The organism is Shewanella dokdonensis, from assembly GCF_018394335.1.
Classification (GTDB): domain Bacteria; phylum Pseudomonadota; class Gammaproteobacteria; order Enterobacterales; family Shewanellaceae; genus Shewanella; species Shewanella dokdonensis.
This window is the reverse complement of sequence record NZ_CP074572.1, coordinates 505,331-523,483: the sequence shown is the minus strand read 5'-3', so window position 1 is coordinate 523,483 and position 18,153 is coordinate 505,331. Positions and strand designations below refer to the sequence as shown.

General features: G+C 47.2%; 18 protein-coding genes and 2 pseudogenes. 12 read left to right on the top strand and 8 right to left on the bottom strand.

From position 1 onward, the window contains the following. Window position 1: 1 nt before the first annotated feature. The gene (locus KHX94_RS02470) at window positions 2–634 is read right to left on the bottom strand and encodes a hypothetical protein (RefSeq protein WP_213682237.1); all 633 of its coding nucleotides are present in this window, start codon (window positions 632–634) and stop codon (window positions 2–4) included. Between the two features lie 130 nt (window positions 635–764). Here KHX94_RS02470 and KHX94_RS02465 point away from each other — a divergent pair, with 130 nt between their 5' ends. Continuing rightward, complete coding sequence (locus KHX94_RS02465) at window positions 765–998, top strand: hypothetical protein (RefSeq protein ID WP_213682236.1); 234 nt, start codon at window positions 765–767, stop codon at window positions 996–998. Window positions 999–1,074: 76 nt separating this feature from the next. Here the strand turns inward: KHX94_RS02465 and KHX94_RS02460 are convergent, their stop codons facing one another. The 7 genes from KHX94_RS02460 to KHX94_RS02430 all read right to left on the bottom strand — a co-directional run bounded on the left by KHX94_RS02460 (window position 1,075) and on the right by KHX94_RS02430 (window position 6,754). After that, on the bottom strand, window positions 1,075–1,626 hold the full coding sequence (locus KHX94_RS02460; RefSeq protein WP_213682235.1) for a hypothetical protein: 552 nt from the start codon (window positions 1,624–1,626) through the stop codon (window positions 1,075–1,077). Next, complete coding sequence (locus KHX94_RS02455; RefSeq protein ID WP_213682234.1) at window positions 1,610–2,227, bottom strand: hypothetical protein; 618 nt, start codon at window positions 2,225–2,227, stop codon at window positions 1,610–1,612. Before KHX94_RS02455 ends, KHX94_RS02460 begins: the two co-directional genes overlap by 17 nt. After that, complete coding sequence (locus tag KHX94_RS02450; RefSeq protein ID WP_213682233.1) at window positions 2,184–3,113, bottom strand: sulfotransferase domain-containing protein; 930 nt, start codon at window positions 3,111–3,113, stop codon at window positions 2,184–2,186. The genes KHX94_RS02455 and KHX94_RS02450 overlap by 44 nt, the downstream gene beginning before the upstream one ends. Next, complete coding sequence (locus tag KHX94_RS02445) at window positions 3,110–3,997, bottom strand: hypothetical protein (protein WP_213682232.1); 888 nt, start codon at window positions 3,995–3,997, stop codon at window positions 3,110–3,112. The genes KHX94_RS02450 and KHX94_RS02445 overlap by 4 nt, the downstream gene beginning before the upstream one ends. Window positions 3,998–4,665: 668 nt before the next feature. Continuing rightward, window positions 4,666–4,836 carry a hypothetical protein gene (locus KHX94_RS02440; protein ID WP_213682231.1) on the bottom strand — a complete coding sequence of 57 codons (171 nt, stop codon included), beginning with the start codon at window positions 4,834–4,836 and terminating at the stop codon, window positions 4,666–4,668. Window positions 4,837–4,949: 113 nt separating this feature from the next. Continuing rightward, a complete protein-coding gene (locus KHX94_RS02435; protein WP_213682230.1) occupies window positions 4,950–5,462 on the bottom strand; it encodes an asparagine synthase-related protein in 513 nt (170 codons plus the stop codon). Window positions 5,463–5,491: 29 nt separating this feature from the next. Continuing rightward, window positions 5,492–6,754 carry an asparagine synthase-related protein gene (locus tag KHX94_RS02430; protein WP_213682229.1) on the bottom strand — a complete coding sequence of 421 codons (1,263 nt, stop codon included), beginning with the start codon at window positions 6,752–6,754 and terminating at the stop codon, window positions 5,492–5,494. Window positions 6,755–7,008: 254 nt separating this feature from the next. Between KHX94_RS02430 and KHX94_RS02425 the strand changes: the two genes are divergently transcribed. From KHX94_RS02425 to KHX94_RS02380, 11 genes and pseudogenes are all read left to right on the top strand, one after another. Continuing rightward, complete coding sequence (locus KHX94_RS02425; RefSeq protein ID WP_213682228.1) at window positions 7,009–7,293, top strand: lasso peptide biosynthesis PqqD family chaperone; 285 nt, start codon at window positions 7,009–7,011, stop codon at window positions 7,291–7,293. Further along, on the top strand, window positions 7,290–7,748 hold the full coding sequence (locus KHX94_RS21655; RefSeq protein ID WP_213682227.1) for a lasso peptide biosynthesis B2 protein: 459 nt from the start codon (window positions 7,290–7,292) through the stop codon (window positions 7,746–7,748). Before KHX94_RS02425 ends, KHX94_RS21655 begins: the two co-directional genes overlap by 4 nt. Before the next feature lie 70 nt (window positions 7,749–7,818). Continuing rightward, window positions 7,819–9,528, top strand: coding sequence for an ABC transporter ATP-binding protein (locus KHX94_RS02415; protein WP_213682226.1), 1,710 nt, complete (start codon window positions 7,819–7,821; stop codon window positions 9,526–9,528). Next, window positions 9,488–10,516, top strand: coding sequence for a nucleotidyltransferase domain-containing protein (locus KHX94_RS02410; protein ID WP_244859406.1), 1,029 nt, complete (start codon window positions 9,488–9,490; stop codon window positions 10,514–10,516). The genes KHX94_RS02415 and KHX94_RS02410 overlap by 41 nt, the downstream gene beginning before the upstream one ends. A 617-nt stretch (window positions 10,517–11,133) precedes the next feature. Further along, window positions 11,134–12,026 (top strand): annotated as a pseudogene (gene cysD, locus KHX94_RS02405) (sulfate adenylyltransferase subunit CysD). Window positions 12,027–12,081: 55 nt separating this feature from the next. After that, the gene (gene cysN, locus KHX94_RS02400; RefSeq protein WP_213682224.1) at window positions 12,082–13,491 is read left to right on the top strand and encodes a sulfate adenylyltransferase subunit CysN; all 1,410 of its coding nucleotides are present in this window, start codon (window positions 12,082–12,084) and stop codon (window positions 13,489–13,491) included. Between the two features lie 36 nt (window positions 13,492–13,527). Beyond that, the gene (locus KHX94_RS21350) at window positions 13,528–13,959 is read left to right on the top strand and encodes an SLC13 family permease (protein ID WP_342345800.1); all 432 of its coding nucleotides are present in this window, start codon (window positions 13,528–13,530) and stop codon (window positions 13,957–13,959) included. Window positions 13,960–14,080: 121 nt separating this feature from the next. After that, window positions 14,081–15,253: an SLC13 family permease gene (locus KHX94_RS02395; RefSeq protein WP_342345799.1), complete on the top strand. Its 1,173-nt coding sequence runs from the start codon at window positions 14,081–14,083 to the stop codon at window positions 15,251–15,253. A 32-nt stretch (window positions 15,254–15,285) separates the two neighbouring features. Next, window positions 15,286–15,833: pseudogene (gene cysC / locus KHX94_RS02390) on the top strand (adenylyl-sulfate kinase). 81 nt (window positions 15,834–15,914) lie between these two features. After that, window positions 15,915–16,877 (top strand): DHH family phosphoesterase, encoded by a 963-nt coding sequence (locus tag KHX94_RS02385; RefSeq protein WP_213682223.1) that lies wholly within the window; start codon window positions 15,915–15,917, stop codon window positions 16,875–16,877. A gap of 58 nt (window positions 16,878–16,935) precedes the next feature. Next, window positions 16,936–18,099, top strand: coding sequence for a nucleotide sugar dehydrogenase (locus tag KHX94_RS02380; protein ID WP_213682222.1), 1,164 nt, complete (start codon window positions 16,936–16,938; stop codon window positions 18,097–18,099). The last annotated feature ends 54 nt before the right edge of the window (window positions 18,100–18,153 follow it).

Below are 18,153 nucleotides of genomic sequence, written 5' to 3'. Positions count from 1 at the left end.
ATTACTCTCCTTTGGCTTTGGCAATCATGGCTGCCATTGTCTGCGTCAGAGGATGTGTTGGCGCTTGTTTAGCCAACTGTTGCTGCCATTGTTGCGCCCGTGCTAAGTCTTTGGCGACGAGGGCGGCGCTGATAGCGCGTTGGTAAATCCATGCCGTGTACTCAGCCGGAACCGCTTGAAATTGCGGCGAGGCGAGTAGGGTGATAAATAGATCGTAACCGCGTTCAAAACGGTTAAACATTTTGGGTACCGCCGTATAGGTTACCGCTGCTAACGCCTGGGTAAGGCTACGAATATCTAGCCCCAGCCGCCGCTCATCATTAGGTGCCTGAGCTAACAGCACCAGTGATTTGTCGATAGCGTTCAGGCCGGTTTCAGCGCATTGGTATTTTGACCAAGGCCAGAATTCATCCTTGGCTGTCATGGTCTTAGCACTGCCCCAATACACTAGCGTTAGCGGATCATCAGCTTGTTGCTGTTTCAGCTGCTCAAGTTTGAGTAACACACTGCCCATATCGCCTTTGGCGGCCGCCTGGTTGTATTCGGCAATTAATGCGGCAGAGGGGGCGGCCTCAGCGCTGATGACATTGCCTAATATTAGCGTTGCCAAAATCAATGAAATGAACGTTCGCATAAGTCTGTTCCTGTAATGAATGACAGAGTGAGCTTATGCAGTGGCAAAATGTGCTGCTTGAGTTTGCGATGAATGGTTGCTAGGTGGCGTGAATGGTAAATAAGTTGTGGTTGGGTTGTTGTGAACTCTGTTGGCGGGCGGCGCGGCATGTCTGGTTTCTGAGCGGCAGAAATGGCGCACCGTTGCTATTGCTGTGGTTGGTACTCATCTGGCACTGTCCTTGGCGTACCTGCTGGGACGTTTTGGGGTAATCTGCGGGGCTGGCAATCTCATGCGCTGGTTCGCTCTGCTACTGATGCTATCGCTGGCCTTTACCCCTGGTAAATTTTTATCGGGACTGGCACTTATATGGAAAAAAGTCTGAGCTATTTACTTACTAAGAAACGGGCCATGAATGAGTTGTGGCATCATGGTGCCCCATCCAGTATTACCTTCCAACATCACGCCCCCGTTGCTGTGACTACCCAATCCCAAGCGATGGCTTTGACATCAGAGAACGGCTGATGAGCTTTTATGCTTTGTTCTATTAATTGAGACCAAAAGGGTAATAGGCCAATTGCTTGTGCTTGCTGCCATAAGGTATTTGCCCGCTGTGCCACTTGCTCATCCAGAATTTCTGCCGGATAACGCGCAAAATCACCCGCCGAAGTTATCGGCAACACACTGTAAACTGTGCGTTGTATATCTTGAAACGGTACTTCAATGAATGCGGTGAACACCCTTAGTTGTTGCTCATGCCATTGGGTAATCACACGCACGGTAATGGCTTCATCAGCCGGGGTTAATGTCTGTAATGCAGGGTGATTTGTCAGCAGCGGCTGGATCAGTGCATCGTCGAGTTGCAACAACTGCTGCCATGCGTGTTCCACTGCGTTGCTATCAGATAATAATTCGCCAGCAAAGGTTTTCCCTGCAATTGACCATTTTTTGCTGTTACAGCGAACGCGCCAATACCCTGGTTGCCACTGCGTGTCTTTAAAAAAATTTCCCATCGCCAGCGAGCGTATCGATTAACTTATTAGTGCTGCGAAATGCCACGGGATAGCCATCCACAATGGTTACTCCCAAAGGCGTGAGTTTTTCGGCTAGTCGTTGCTTATCTTGCAACAGCTGTAGCGACTTTTTAGTGAGTCCTAGCGCTTCACTTTGTAACCGATGATAAGCCCCCACTTCTATATCATAGACGTACTCTAGTGCTCGCTCAGGATAACGGTACAATTGGAAACGATACGCAGCCGCAGGCGGAATACACCAGCGCCAGGCTAATGCTTGCACACGCCAAAATTGCTGCCATTGACTTATGTTGTGTTGCTTTTTGACATGAGGCCCATGCAACTGCACCGTGCGATAACTCGCGCGCCAACTGCTGAATGCGAGCCAACGTAACCATAAATATAACTGCCACAGCCCCCACAACAGCCGCGAACGAGTCCCGCAACTATGCCACCAATAAGCTCGGTGTTGCATTAACGGCGATGATAATTGTGGCAGTAAATAACGCCAACTTAGCAAACCATGGGGGTGGCGGCGCATAGACAGTTGCTTGAGTCTATTGATTAACGCATGCAACACCATCACCTCGGCGTTCAACATCAACTGAAAGCTCGCACCATGGGCGTGGTGTGACCAAAGGTTGACCATTCACATCTAAATACCCCAAGCGCCGCATCATTTCACCATGGTCTTGGATAATCCGCGCCACTTGTTCCCCTGTGAGTTTATCTCGCCAATCACCACTTTTACCTTGTCGAAAGAACTGCTGCGTTTGTGGAGGGCGCTCTTTAAAGCCGTGTTGCTTTTCTTGTTGTGATAACACCTTAAAATCACTAAAGGCGATTGCCTTTTTTATGCGCGCTTGATCAAGCGGTAACTCCAAGAATTGGCAAGCTGCCGTAAAGGTAGCTAACGGATGATTGAGCATATCCTCATAGCGGATAACTAAGCGGTTAAGCTGCGGTGCATCTAACCAGCTACGCACATGCCCAGACCACGTCAACAGTTGTTGCCGCACTTGACTGGTTAAACGGCGTTTATTTTGTGCCATGCAGTGCTGCGGGTTGCCCATATGTTCAATGGCTTGATCCAGCGAACATTGGCAATGGTTAGCGTAGGAAGGGGCTACATCTAACGGATTGCGTACGATGTACAACGCACCTTTAGTACCCGCAACACCGACAATAGGCGTACCGCCGTCAACCATAGTGTATGCATCGTGAATTTTATGGTAACCAAGCTCAGTCGCATCATGTTGCCAGTTATACACACTGGGGCGCAGCGCATCGATTTCATCTTGAGTCAAATCTGCCGTATCAAAGCCTAAGGTTTCATCTAACCAGCCGCGCGCACTGGCAATACTGCCGGTGCTGAGTTCATCAATGACCACGGGCTTATCGCCATCTTCAAGTAAGTTCTGCAAAAAAGCACGAAACCAAGTGTTGCCAGATTTTGGGTAGGATGCTAACCAATAGAGACTACTCATGGGTTAACCTCAATATCCTTGAGAATGGCATCCACCATCGCATTGGCGGTAAATCCTAATTTAGGTCGGGTTAGCCGTGACAAACGGATTTTACTGGCTAACTTGCCACACATACTCAAATGCTGCGGTTTTAGTTGCATCCCATGGAGGAACTTAGCGCGATAAGTATTGTTTTGCAGTGGCATAAATTTCGCCATACCGTTGATAGCTTCAAAGGTGATTTCATCGATATGGTCGCTACCTAGAATATAAATCCAACGGATCGGTAATGCTTGCTGCACTACACCATTAACCGGCAGGTTAAACTTATTCATCTCGGGGCGAATACGGCGTAAGTCATCAGTGACAATCTCAAATTGCTCCGCTGCATCCTGCCATAATTTAATCCGCGGAAATCCTGGCAGCGCCAACCCCGCATCATTTACCGGCACCACATCATCCGCCAGCACATCAAACCCACGTTGCATAAACGCAGCGGCTAAAGTCGATTTACCTGCGCCGGACGGTCCTACACAAATTAAACATTCATCACCAATGCGCACTGCATTGCCGTGGATCACCAACAAGCCACGTTGGAACAGCAAGGCTCCGAACGCGGAACCTAACAAAAACACCCGAATACTATCGTCATCAATGCCATCAGCAGGGTCAATAATAATCTCGTTACCATTGCGCACTAAAAAACGGGCAACGTTCGGTACCTGCAACCACAGTGTATTGGGAGCTGCCCATAAAAATGGTCCCAATTGTTCTCCGTCTGCTAGCCCGTTTTTTGCAACATTGTCAAAGCGAATTGTGACGTCAGTCTGTGTGCCATTAACAGGTACAAGTTCTGGTAAGGGCAACTCACTGGCAATGGTTAGTTGGTAAGCGGAGTAATACATGAAATCAGAGTATCCTGAGCTAGAGAGTATCCTGAGCTAGCGTTAAAAATAGTGTGATTGAGTGAGGAATACCGGCAAAGAGCATAACATAATGAACTTAATAACGATTAGCTACAACCATACAAATTTCGCTTAGTAATTTTAGTAATTACTGATGCCTATGTATTTTTGGCGGCAGCGCTGTCATCTATTCAAATCAAGAGTCCCGCGCAACAGCGAGTATGGCAGCAACAGTTATATCGATATTTAGCCCCATTACTGAACCAACGCTATCCCCATATCAAAGGACATGGCAGGTTAAAAGCCGTTGTAAGAGCCACACAAACCGCCTGCAATCATTATCGTTTTGTTGCACGTTTTGTTGTTTATCACTATTACCAGAGTATTTGCCAAACAATGCTGTTACCTGTTGCCTGGACCTTAACCCAACTGCTACGGCATTTAGCTCAGCTTCACGAGCAAGCACAACCAATGCGGTGGTGCGACGCTATCTTACGCAGTGGAGGGTATGGCTTATCGGCGGGCTGGGCTAAAGCAACAGGTGGTATATGCGCCGCAAATGCAACGGCTATTTATTCCCATAAAACAAAACAGTCGCAGCTAATTAGCTGCGACTGCCCAAACGCCATGGTGGATCTGGACTTTTCAATCTAGCCGTACCTCTGAACTTAGGAAGCTACTCCCGAATTAAGAGAGATTTCAGTGGTGGTTTGATTCGCTTTCGCACGTGTATCGCCCAAAGTGAGATTCTTTAACATTGGCGGGCAATATGGACGCTTAGTCTCTGTGTCCTTTCCTGAATCTTTAACCATTTCAGTCTTTGCTACAGATGATTTCATATCGTCTCCTCTCAATAAGTTCTACGTTAGACAACAAACCCTATGAATAGCGCTGGATGTCATTGCTATTAATAATAGTAAAATATTACGGGTATAACAGATGGGTAAAGTTATTACCATCTTGTTAGCCAGTTTAACGCTTGACTGTTTTTCTCAATCGATACTCTATCTAATACAGTGACGTTAGCTTCAGAGGCATTTTGAGTACTCCAGTGCTGCCATTGTGCAAACTTAAACGGATCCAACAAATCTTGTATGTCAGGGGGTAAATCCATCAATACTGGTGGCTTAGCAATCGCTGCTTGCTGTCGTTTTACATGCTGAGCACCATAGCCCATGTCTTTACTAGACTTCCAAGCCACTTTATTGGGCACTGTGCCAGTAATTGCGCGGCGGTGCAGATAGCGCCCCATGCCTTTAGGGCCAATTTTTTCAATGGTTGGGGTGGAAAGGTATTGCTGTACTAAACGCACATCCCAGAGTGGCCAACGGTAGTCGATGCCAAATGAATTTGCCATGAGAGTACAGTTATCTAGGCGAGTGGTCACATGCAGTTCGTGCAAGTGATGTTGTAGAATAAAATCATTGACTCGTCTAAAAGGTGCATCATAACGGGCGCTTTCCATATAATCGTGCTGAATATTGTAAGCCTCGATCACCTCCTTTTTAATAGGCAGTAGGGCCAGCGCTGACGCCAAGCGGTTAAAAAAGTGGGGCGATAGGCGGGGTTTTGCGGTTTCAATATTGCTTTAACAAGGCGTAATGGCCGAGTTATTGCGTTGCCAGACAGAATGTTGAATAACGCGCCATATTGGTGATTATCGAGGAACTCATAACGCGCCAAATTTGCCGGGTTGGTGACCACTTCATCACCGCCAAAACCTGAAAACAACACTTTGATATTGCGCTGCTGACATTGCTGATAAAACGGTAGATGAAGACTGGCGTTACCATGTTCCTCAGGATACCCCAATACTTTTAAGCTACGTTCCATCCGCTCAGTTTGGTTACCAAGCTGAGCACTCACTAAGTAATTATGGGCAATACCGCAGGCTTGGCTGGTTTCAAGAATATATTCCGGCTCTTGCTCGCACATCGCAAAGCCAAAACTGTGTAGTTGTTCTACCGGATTATCTAAGAATTTTGCTAGGTAGGCGGTGAGTGTTGCCGAGTCGATGCCACCGCTGTTTTCGGTGCCCAAAGGGTAAGGACTATGCATGCGGCAACGGATGCTTTCTTCCAGCACTGCCCGATAGTCATTGACCCAGCGTTCATCGCGTTGGTTCGCTATTGGTGCATCATCACGCCAAAAATGCCAGCGGCGTAGCTGTGGCTCGGCATTGTGCGCCAATAACAGGCAGTGGGCGGGTGGTAGTTTGCGCATTTCATTGTACGCAGTCTTGATAGGATCTTTGGATAAGCACAACCAAAGATAGCGCGCCATCCACTCAGTACTTTTGCTCAGGACAATGCCATCCATAGCTTTAAGTGCCGCAGCTGATGACCCAAAGAATAGTTTCCCTTGCTGCCAACTATAATACAGTGGTTTAACCCCTAACGGGTCGCGCACTAAAAATAGCTGTTGTCGTGGTTTATCAATAATAGCGATGGCAAAATCACCCAAAAGTTGTTCGGGTAGCTGTTGTAAGAAATGTGACCATGCCTCAAGCACTAACTGCGCATCGGTGAGTTGCTCATCTTTATGATTTAAACCTAGTGTGGCGGCTAATTGTTCGCGGTTGTCGAGTCGCCCCCAAAATGCCACGACCACGCCTTTTTGTTCACAATAAAGTGGCAGATGCGGATCACGGTCAAAATAGCCGTGGTGGTGGCGTTGCTCATAGAGCCAGAAGTTCGGCTCAGTATAAAAGCCATCATTATCGGGTTGATGGTACGGTGCAAGGGACTGCTTTATCACATCAGTATTAACTGCGGGAAGTTGAGAATGAGTAGAATAGACTCCAGCAAACATAAAAAATCTGACAATAAAGATGGATGCACCATATTATAATCACTTATCGATAATGTATATCTCTAGGTCACCATCACTTTATCGGTGCTTGGATAAAGTTAGCCAAAGTTTCAAATGGCTAGATTATTATTGTTAGAATATAACTTATTTATTAAGTATTATCGGATTTATCAATAGCTTATTTAGTACAAGGAATGAACATGTCTGAGCTGACACTTGATTGCGAACTGCGCCGTAAGCCTGATCAGATTTTTACTGATATGGATGGCGATACAGTAATGATGGTACCTGAAACTGGTAACTATTTTGGTATTAGCGGAACGGGGAGCCGTATTTGGGAGCTTCTTGAAGCGCCACAATCTATTGCTGACATTGTTGAGCAGATTTGTAACGAATATGACGTTACCGAACAGCAGTGTCAGCAAGACACCTTAATTTTTTGTCAATCTTTAGTTGATAATCAACTGGTAGATATTCAGTCTTGACCTCTGCTTGGATTAAATTTTTACGCCAATCACTATTTATTCAATGTTGGGCCATTCCCACTTGGCTGCTGTTAGGGCTAAGCAAGCTGGCTATTTTTCGCTTATCGTTTCGCAAGCTTGCGCCGCGATTAGGGATTCTACAGGCTAAAGGGTATTGGATCCCGCTGATATCTGAAAAGCAGCGACTAAGAGCAAAGCAGATAAGTAAACTCGTTCAAGGAATTGCGCCCTATACACCTTGGGAATCCAATTGTTTCCCGCAAGCCATTACTGCACGTTTTTTGTTGGGGTTGTATGGCATTCCTGGAGCGTTATATTTTGGCTTATGCAGAGACGCGGGGCAGATTAAAGCCCATGCTTGGGTATGCTCTGGATCAGTAAGAGTGACTGGTGGTTACAGTTTTAATCAGTTTACCGTAGTAGGTGCTTACCTTTTTACATTGAAAATGAGCTGAGATGATGCCCTCTTACGCTACTATTAAGCCGCTAATTGCACTTGTGACATTTAAACGAGTGTTACTCATATTGCTACTCATGATTCTGGCGGGCTTAACCGAAGGTTCGGGCATTTTATTACTGGTGCCATTGTTGCAATCATTACAATCTGCTGCGGTGACACACAATGTATCAGGGCAGATGCTACAGCGCATGGCGGAGTTAGGTGTTCCCACATCAACTTCATTCCTGATGGGCATCGTATTATTGCTGATTATATTAAGAGCAACTTTACTGTACGCCCGTGAGCGCCTCAGCACCATTATGCAACATCAGCTAGTCGACAAAATGCGACTGCGTAGCTTCGCGCTGTTGTTACATGCTGAATGGCGTTGGTTAACGCAGCAAAATCAATCTGATCAGGCTAACAGCTTGTTAGTCGACATCAACCGCATCGGCGTAGGGTTTAATTTTCTACTGGGTTTGTTGGCATCGTTGATGACGTTACTTGCGTACTTGATTGCCGCAGTGAGTTTATCTTGGCAAGTAACGCTGCTGGCATTTATCAGTGGTGGCCTCATTTTGTTAGTGCTAAGTGGTCAGCGAAAACAAGCACTGTCGTTGGGACAGCAGTTAGGTCAGGCTAATCGGAGCATGCAGGCAACAGTACAGCAGAGTTTAGCGGGTATAAAACTCGCCAAAATTTTGGGGCAGGAATCGAGTTTTATTGAACGTTTTGACCACACAATTGCAACATTACGTGAGCAACAACTGGCTTTCCAAAAAGACACTAGTTTATCGAAAGTCTTGTTTCAAATTTTTGGGGCGACGCTGCTTATTGGTTATCTGCTAGCCGGGTTGAATCTGTGGCATATTGAGGTTGCGCAACTGTTGACTTTAGTGATTGTGTTTGGGCGCATGATCCCGTTGTTTATGTCAGCGCAACAGCAGTTACACCATTGTTTACATGCATTGCCGGCACTTGAAGATGCTCAGCGACTGCAAGATGCTTATCGTGTTAATGCCGAACCCACCAAACTCGACAGCCATCAACCTATTGTCATCGGCAAGCAAATTCAACTTAAGAATGTGTCGTTTCAATATCCGGGTAAAAATTCACCTTCACTAGCACAAGTGTCATTAACGTTGAAAGTGCATACCACTACGGCGGTGATAGGCCACTCTGGCGCAGGGAAGAGTACGCTAGCCGATCTGTTGATGGGGTTATTAGCCGCTGATAGTGGTGAGATTTTATTGGATGATATCTTGCTGACTGGGCCCTTACGCCGACAATGGCGGCAATCGGTTGCTTATGTACCGCAAGAGGTATTTTTGTTTAATGACAGCATTCGTAACAACTTGCTGTGGGGTAATCCCAAAGCATCGGAAGCGGACTTATTAAAAGCATTGACATTGGCTGCCGCGGAGTTTGTTTTTGATTTACCAAACCAACTGGATACCATGGTTGGCGATGGAGGTGTTCGGCTCTCCGGCGGTGAGCGCCAACGTATAGTGTTAGCTAGAGCGTTACTAAAACAACCTACGCTACTGATCTTAGACGAAGCTACCAGTGCTTTGGATGTTGAGAACGAACAGCGTATTCGCCAAGCGATTGAAAATTTGCACGGTAATATGACGGTGCTAGTTATTGGTCATCGATTACCGACACTGGAACATGCCGATCAGGTCATTAAACTTGAACAGGGAAGTGTTGTTGCGCAAGGTACGTGGCAACAACTGAAACAACAACACGGTGGTGATGATGCATCTAAAAAGGCTATTACTCGACTTAATTTCTGAGCGCCAAACCATTACCCAGCAGCAACTTGATGTGCTAACTGATGCTGATTGGGCCACAATATGTGAAATGGCAATGTCACATCGGATTGCGCCTTTACTTTACTGGCAACTGAAACAAAAAATGTTAGTGATTCCTGTTTCGGTGAGTGAGCGTTTGCGGAATATCTATAAAAAGTCAGCAATAAGAGCGGTTAAGATGCAGGCTGAACTGCTCAAGTTACACCAACTGTTGTCATCGCAGCGAATTCACCATATTGCCCTTAAAGGGAGTTATCTCGCCAATGTGATTTATCCTCATGCTGCGCTCAGACCGATGCGCGATATCGATCTGCTGCTCCCTCAGGCACAACTGGCTGGAGCTTATGAACAACTGATTAAGCATGGATATCGCCACCCACCAAAATATGCCAAATATAAAGGAAGCTCTGATGATTGGCTAAAATTCAGTAAACATATTCCACCATTGCTTTCTCCGACAGGGGTTATAGTAGAACTGCATCATAAGGTTTTTCACCCAGAAAATAGTCCGAGTGAAGACTTAGTGGCTGACGATAACTTTTGGTATCGTTGTATTGTCGCGCACGTTGCAGGCCAACAAATCCTGTTTATGTCACCTACTGATTTATTGCTGCATCTGATTATGCATGCTAGTTATGACCATCGATTTAATAATGGCCCGCTGGTTCTGACGGATATTGCCTATTTGATCGAACATTGCACCATTGACTGGTCGTTATTTTGGCAAGCGGCTCAGGTCGGTAGTAGCAAAGATGGCTGTTCTTTAGTGTTGCATATGGTGAAGTATTATTTCCCAGAGATACGGATAGAGTCTCTTGATGATCTAGGTAGTAAGGGGCAAAGCTTAGCGATGGATGCTGAGCGATTTGCGCTATTAATGCTACAGGATTATGAGTCACGCGCAGTTCATGCCACATTAAGCAAAATTAAAGCTAGGGGAATAGTAGGTAAAGCTAAGTGGTTTTTTTAAAAATTTTTCCTTCTCGACAAAAAATTGCCTTGTTGTTCCCGGTAAACGCCGAATCATGGTCGGTTTACTGTTATTATCCTTTAAGGTGGTGGCAGCTTTGTAAAAGGATGTTCAATGTCTTAAGTGCTCGAACAAACAAATCCCAAAATCGGCAAGCGGAAGAACTAGCCGCTTTGGATGTCTGGCTCAAGTAATTTATCGTTTCTAGGTTCTGCTGTTCATATGTGAGATATATATTGCAATGTGTGAGATTTTTCACTCATTGTTGATTGTGCTTCGGTAACATACATAGGTAGGCACTGATTCTATATGGTAGTGTGATAGAAATATTCATTTCATCGGGATTATATTAAATGCGTGCTGCTCTCTTGGTTATGAGGCTAATTAGGGGGCAATACCCAGATTATCGAGAGGTAAGGTGCTGTCTGTCGATATTCAGTATTTGAATAATAAATTCAAAAAATGATGATTCGGCTTATATGGGGTTTTGTTAAACTCCGCTTAAACAAACACAAATAGTCGCAAATCTGCTGGTGGCGGGTACCTACCGGGTTCCTTCAAACTGGCTTTGCTGTAAGAGGTTAAGTGGAGTGGTAACAAACGTAAATCAGCAGCGCATGACGCATCTGCAAGCGCTGGAAGCTGAATCGATTCACATCATGCGTGAAGTGGCGGCTGAGTTTGATAACCCCGTCATGCTTTACTCTATTGGCAAAGACTCTTCGGTTTTACTGCACTTGGCACGTAAAGCTTTTTATCCCGGCAAAATCCCTTTTCCGTTACTGCATGTGGACACCACCTGGAAGTTTCGCGAAATGATCCGGTTTCGCGATGAGATGGCGCGTAAGCACGGTTTTACACTGTTGGTTCATAGCAATCCAGAAGGGGTGAGACTCAACATCAACCCGTTTGATCATGGCAGTGCCAAACACACCGATATCATGAAAACCCAGGCGCTGAAGCAGGCGCTGGATAAGTATGGATTTGATGCGGCATTTGGTGGCGCTCGCCGTGATGAAGAAAAATCCCGAGCCAAAGAGCGGGTTTATTCATTTCGCGACAGCAAACACCGCTGGGATCCTAAAAATCAACGTCCTGAGCTGTGGCATATCTACAACAGTAAAGTGAATAAAGGCGAGAGCATTCGCGTGTTTCCTTTATCCAACTGGACGGAGTTGGATATTTGGCAATATATCTACTTAGAAAACATCGAAATACCTGACCTGTATTTGGCGGCAGAACGTCCAGTGGTTGAACGCGATGGCGCATTAATCATGGTCGATGACGAACGTATGCCGCTAAAAGAGGGGAAGTTCCTCAAATGCGCAAAGTGCGTTTCAGAACCTTGGGCTGTTATCCGTTGACCGGCGCTGTTGAATCATCGGCTACCACATTACCAGAGGTCATTCAGGAGATGTTGCTGAGCACCACCTCTGAACGCCAGGGCCGGGTGATTGATCACGATAGTAACGGCTCGATGGAAAAGAAAAAAATGGAAGGTTACTTCTGATTTTTACTGAAAAAGTTGCCAGCAGAATTCGTTTTACGGTCAGGAATGCACACAGATGTCACATAGTTCTGAATTAATTGCCACAGATATAGAAAGTTATCTCAAGGTTCATGAAAACAAAGATATGCTGCGTTTTCTTACCTGCGGGAGTGTCGATGACGGGAAATCCACGCTGATTGGGCGGTTATTGTATGACAGCAAAATGATCTTTGAAGATCAGTTAGCGGCCATTGAGAAAGACTCGCAGCGTTTTAATACCACCAATGAAGCCTTTGATTTGGCGCTGTTAGTGGACGGTTTACAGTCAGAACGCGAGCAGGGGATCACCATAGATGTTGCTTATCGGTATTTTTCGACCGAACAACGCAAATTTATTATTGCCGATACGCCCGGGCATGAGCAGTACACCCGCAATATGGCCACGGGCGCCTCTACCTGTGACTTGGCCATTATTCTGATCGATGCCCGTCACGGTGTGCAGGTACAGACCAGACGCCACAGCTACATCTGCTCCCAACTCGGCATTAAACACATTATTGTTGCCATCAATAAGATGGATATCGTTGACTATGACCAAGCGGTTTATCAAAAGATCAAACAGGATTACCGCGATTTTGCGGAACAGCTGAAATTTACCGATGTGCGTTTTGTGCCTATTTCAGCGCTGAAAGGCGACAATGTGGTGAATGCCAGCGATAACATGAGCTGGTATCCCGGGTCACCCCTGTTAAAACTATTGAATACTGTGACGATTGACCGGCGTGTGGCTGATGCGTTCCGTTTCCAGGTGCAGTATGTGAACCGCCCCAATCTGGATTTTCGCGGGTTTAGCGGCACGGTTGCCTCTGGTGATATCCGTGTCGGTGATATCGTGGCCGTGCTGCCATCGGGCAAACAGAGCCAGGTCAAGGCCATTGTGACTTTTGACGGTAATCTGCCCAAAGCTACCGCTGGCATGGCGGTGACGTTAACCCTGACCGATGAAATTGATATTGGCCGTGGCGATATGCTCGTGCGGCCTCAAGATGCCTGTGTTGTCAGCGACAGCTTTGTTGCCGACGTAGTGTGGATGGCGCAAGAGCCGCTGTATGCTGACCGTGAATACCTTGTCAAAGCCGGCAGTAAACTCACCTCCGGCTATGTTCGGGCGATAAATTTCAAAGTAGATGTCAATACGCTGCAACAGAGCGATGCTAAACAGTTGTTGCTGAATGAAATGGGTGAGTGCCGCTGGGAACTCAACGAAAAAATAGCATTTGATCAATATGATACAAATCGAAATACCGGTGCTTTTATCATTATTGATCGGCTCACCAATGCTACGGTTGGGGCCGGGATGATCCGCCGACTGCCAACGCCAGAGCATACGCCGCGGCCACGTTACAGTGAATTTGAGCTGGAGTTCAATGCGCTGATACGTAAGCAATACCCGCACTGGAATGTGCGCGATATCAGCCAAGACTAACGGCCATGATGCTGACTCGTTGGCGAGGATGATGCCATGGCGCTGGATGCCTATCTTACCTTATTACTGTTTGTTGCTACCGTTGCCGGTCTGATCCGTTTTCAGACTCGGCCGGCGGCAGTATTTGGCGGTTTGCTATTGTGTCTCGTCGCCATGGGGCTAGTTGATCGGCAACAGATACTCACGGGAATGGCAAACTCTGGTTTGGTGACCTTAATCCTGTTGATGCTGTGTTCGTTGGTATTGGAGAAAACCCGTATTCTGCGGTTGATTGCCAAGAAAGTCATCGTGACCAGTTACCGTTCCAGTTGGTTACGGTTATTTGGACTGACTACGCTGTGTTCGGCATTTCTGAATAACACGGCGGTGGTTGCTACTTTGATGGCGCCGATCCGTACGAATCCGCACCATAATGCTAGCCGTTTGCTACTGCCTCTGTCCTATGCCGCCATCTTGGGGGGACGGTAACACTAATCGGCACCTCCACTAACCTGATAGTTAACAGCTTTTATATCAATGAAACCGGCAAGTCCTTGCCCTTTTTTCCTTTGCTGCGGTTGGGCTACTGTTGGTGCTGGGGTGTGGCGTAGTGCTGGCACTGTGCAGCCGCATGTTACCGGATTGGCAAAGTAATGACCTGAATTTAAAAGGCTATTTCATTGATGCCAAAATCACTCAAGGCTCCACGCTTGCCGGTAAGAGTGTGGAGGCCAATGGTCTGCGCCATTTACAGTCACTGTTCCTCGTTGAAGTGGTACGCGGCGGGCGATTGTTGTCGCCTGTAGTGCCGACAGAGATTTTACAGCCGGGGGATCGCCTGGTGTTTGCTGGTGACATCAATAAAGTGATGCAGTTACATCATTTCCACGGACTAGAGCTGTTTGCGGATAAAGATGGTTTGCTGCAGCGGGAATTGACTGAGGTGGTGGTACGTCAAGAAAGCATTGTGGTTGGCCGAACATTAAAAAGTGTTGGCTTTCGGGCATTGTTTGATGCGGCAGTAGTCGCCATTCGCCGTGACGGGCAGAACCTTTCTGGCAAACTAGGGGACGTGACGCTGGCCGCGGGGGATTTTCTGGTTTTGGCGGTGGGCGAGGATTATCGACAGCGGCATAACATCAGCAAAAATTTCATCAGTCTCAGTGGCGTTGAGCCGGAACAGCAACTGCGTGGATGCAGCGAATGGTTGGCGGTCGGCAGTTTTATGGTGGCCGTGACACTAGCGGCTGTGGGCGTGATGGATTTACTGCAGTCGATGTTGTTGTTATTGGGGCTTTATATTTTTAGTGGCTGCATTACTGTCAATGAGCTGCTGCGCCGATTCCCGCTGGATATCTGGCTGATTGTGTCGGTGGCGATTTTATTGTCTTTTGCCTTAATGAACAGCGGCGTGACCGAGTGGTTTGCGCAGCAGGTGCGGCAACATGCCAGTGGACTGCAACCCTTCTATTTACTGTTAGTAACTTATGTCGCTACCTGGTTGCTGACGGAAGTGGTCACCAACAATGCTGCCGCCGCATTGATGTTCCCGCTGGGGATTGGTTTGGCGAAAGGGTTGCAGGTTGATATTCTGCCGTTTGTCATGGTGGTCGCGTTTGCTGCCAGTGGCAGTTTTGTCAGCCCTTTTGGTTATCAGACCAATCTGATGGTGTATAACGCCGGGAAATATCGCCTGAGTGATTTTTTTAAACTGGGTGTGCCGATGGCGTTAACGTATGGCGCTATCGTGGTGGTGATGGTGCCAGTGTTTTTTCCGTTTTAAGCATAGCCGTGGTACTGGTGAAGGATATTTTCATGACAAAACAACATTCCTCTGATGTGGTCTGGCATCCGCACCAGGTCAGTAAGACCGCTAGAGCACATGCCAAAGGCCTCAATAAATCCGCAGTGCTGTGGTTTACCGGCTTGAGTGGTTCTGGTAAATCAACGATTGCCAATGCCTTGGAACAACGGTTGGCGCAACTGGGTTATCACACGTATTTACTAGACGGCGATAATGTGCGGCATGGCTTGAATCGGGATCTGGGTTTTAGTGATGCTGACCGGGTGGAAAATATTCGGCGCATCGGCGAAGTCAGCAAACTGTTTGTTGACGCCGGACTACTGGTGTTGACAGCGTTTATTTCCCGTTTCAGTCTGACCGGCAATTAGTACGACAACTGCATGACGCTGGCGAATTTATTGAAATTTTTGTGGATACGCCCTTGGCTGTTTGTGAACAGCGCGATCCGAAAGGACTCTATCTCAAGGCTCGGGCGGGGAGATTAAGCATTTTACTGGGATTGATTCCGCCTATGAAGTGCCGCTTAGCGCGGAAATTCATCTGCACACCGCTGACATGAACATTGACAGTTGTGTCTCGGCCATTTTGCAATACTTAACAGACGGTGGTTATTTGCAGCCGCGAGGCTGAGGAATTTGCGATGCATTATGATGTGTTTAACGGTGATGCCGACGGCATTCTGTCGCTGGTGCAATTGCGCCTGTTGGCTCCGCGAGAAGCCGTCCTGGTGACAGGCGTAAAGCGCGATATTTCACTGTTGCAACGAGTCTCAGCGGCTGCTGGCGATACGGTGCAAGTGCTGGACATCTCCCTGGAGCAAAATCTTTTGCCGCTGCAACGTCTGTTGCAACAAGATGTAGCAGTCGACTATATTGACCATCACCGCGCTGGCGAAATACCGCAATCGCCGTTACTAACCACCCATATCGATCTGAGTGCCGATACCTGTACTGCATTGATTGTTGACAAACTGCTGGATGGTCAACAACGTCTCTGGGCAATCGCGGCCGCTTTTGGTGACAATATGCTGACGGCCGCCCGGCGCTTAGCGGTAACGTTAGCACTGAATGACACCGACACTGCATTTCTGCAACAACTCGGCACATTAATCAACTATAACGCATATGGGAATAAGGTCGCTGAGTTACATATCGACCCGGCAACGCTGTTTCGCCAGTTAGTGGGTTATCACTCACCATGGGCTTTACGGGACGATTTTTCATCACCTTATTATGTGTTACAGGCAGCTTATGCACGTGATATGCAACAGCTTAGTGCGCTAATGCCTGCGCATAATGATGATGTCCTGCTGCTGTATCGATTACCGGATGCGCCCTGGGCAAAACGTATCAGCGGCGTCTTGGGAAACCAGCTTGCCAATGCCAACCCAGATAAAGCGATAGCCATCGTCACTGATAATCCCGATAGCACACTGATGATCTCACTACGGGCACCACTCAATAATCGGCAGGGGGCTGGAACCCTTTGTAGTCGTTTTGTCTCTGGCGGCGGTAGAGCCGCTGCCGCTGGCATCAATACATTACCTGCGCAACAATTGGCTCTGTTCCGGGAATCCGTCATAGCGTATTATGCCCGCGGCTAGTATAGTTGTGGCCCTTGACTCTGGAATCGATAATGAGAGCATAGGGAAGATAAAATCTATGAAGATTGTTGTGGTAGGAACAGGTTATGTGGGCCTGTCTAATGCGGTGTTGTTGGCGCAAAAACATGAAGTGGTTGCCATTGATGTGATCCCGGAAAAAGTGGATTTGGTCAATGCCCGTAAGTCGCCGATTGTCGACCCGATGATCGAAGAATATCTGGTGGAAAGACACCTTAATCTGACGGCTACATTAGATAAATCCGCCTACAAAGATGCAGATTTTGTCATTATTGCCACACCTACTGATTACGACCCCAAAACTAACTACTTTAATACTGGCTCCGTGGAGTCAGTGATCAAAGATGTGCTCGCTGCTAATCGCAACGTTTGTATTATTATCAAGTCCACCGTTCCTGTGGGTTATACCCAGGAAGTTCGCGCCACTTTTGGCACCGAGAATATTATCTTCTCTCCAGAGTTTTTGAGAGAAGGCAAAGCCTTGTACGATAACCTTTATCCTTCCCGTATTATTGTGGGGGAACGTTCACAGCGTGCTGAAACCTTTGCCCGGTTGCTGGCTGACTGTGCCTTAAAACCCGATATCCCTGTGCTGTTCACCGACAGTACTGAAGCCGAAGCCATCAAACTGTTTGCCAATACATTCTTGGCGATGCGCGTAGCCTTCTTTAATGAGCTTGATACCTACGCAGATTCGCGCGGCTTGGATACCCGGCAGATCATTGATGGTGTGTGTTTGGATCCCCGTATTGGCAGCCACTACAATAACCCTTCTTTTGGTTATGGTGGTTACTGTTTGCCCAAAGATACCAAACAGTTACTGGCGAACTATAACGATGTGCCAAACAATCTGATCGCGGCGATTGTTGACTCAAACCGCACCCGTAAAGACTTTGTGGCTGACTCTATTATTAGCCGTAAACCTAAGATTGTTGGGGTGTACCGGTTGATTATGAAGAACGGCTCTGACAACTTCCGCGCCTCAGCGGTGCAAGGTGTTATGAAACGGATCAAGGCCAAGGGCATTGAAGTTGTCGTCTACGAACCTGTGCTGACAGAAGCGCAGTTCTTTAATTCGCGGGTCATTCGCGATCTGCATGAATTCAAGGCGATGTCTGACGTGATTATTTCCAACCGTATGATGGATGAGTTACGCGATGTGGCTGATAAAGTTTATACACGCGATCTGTTCGGGCAAGACTAACCGCCATTAACAGCTTGATGATATTCGGTAAGTAACCCGCTACGTGCAGTTACT

Coding starts and splice junctions, on each gene's coding strand:
- KHX94_RS02460 (WP_213682235.1), bottom strand. CDS start 1,626: ATGGGAAATTTTTTTAAAGACACGCAGTGGCAACCAGGGTATTGGCGC.
- KHX94_RS02435 (WP_213682230.1), bottom strand. CDS start 5,462: ATGGAAAGCGCCCGTTATGATGCACCTTTTAGACGAGTCAATGATTTT.
- KHX94_RS02410 (WP_244859406.1), top strand. CDS start 9,488: ATGATGCATCTAAAAAGGCTATTACTCGACTTAATTTCTGAGCGCCAA.
- cysN (WP_213682224.1), top strand. CDS start 12,082: ATGTCACATAGTTCTGAATTAATTGCCACAGATATAGAAAGTTATCTC.
- KHX94_RS02440 (WP_213682231.1), bottom strand. CDS start 4,836: ATGAAATCATCTGTAGCAAAGACTGAAATGGTTAAAGATTCAGGAAAG.
- KHX94_RS02380 (WP_213682222.1), top strand. CDS start 16,936: ATGAAGATTGTTGTGGTAGGAACAGGTTATGTGGGCCTGTCTAATGCG.
- KHX94_RS21350 (WP_342345800.1), top strand. CDS start 13,528: ATGGCGCTGGATGCCTATCTTACCTTATTACTGTTTGTTGCTACCGTT.
- KHX94_RS02445 (WP_213682232.1), bottom strand. CDS start 3,997: ATGTATTACTCCGCTTACCAACTAACCATTGCCAGTGAGTTGCCCTTA.
- KHX94_RS02450 (WP_213682233.1), bottom strand. CDS start 3,113: ATGAGTAGTCTCTATTGGTTAGCATCCTACCCAAAATCTGGCAACACT.
- KHX94_RS02425 (WP_213682228.1), top strand. CDS start 7,009: ATGTCTGAGCTGACACTTGATTGCGAACTGCGCCGTAAGCCTGATCAG.
- KHX94_RS02385 (WP_213682223.1), top strand. CDS start 15,915: ATGCATTATGATGTGTTTAACGGTGATGCCGACGGCATTCTGTCGCTG.
- KHX94_RS02455 (WP_213682234.1), bottom strand. CDS start 2,227: ATGTTGAACGCCGAGGTGATGGTGTTGCATGCGTTAATCAATAGACTC.
- KHX94_RS02470 (WP_213682237.1), bottom strand. CDS start 634: ATGCGAACGTTCATTTCATTGATTTTGGCAACGCTAATATTAGGCAAT.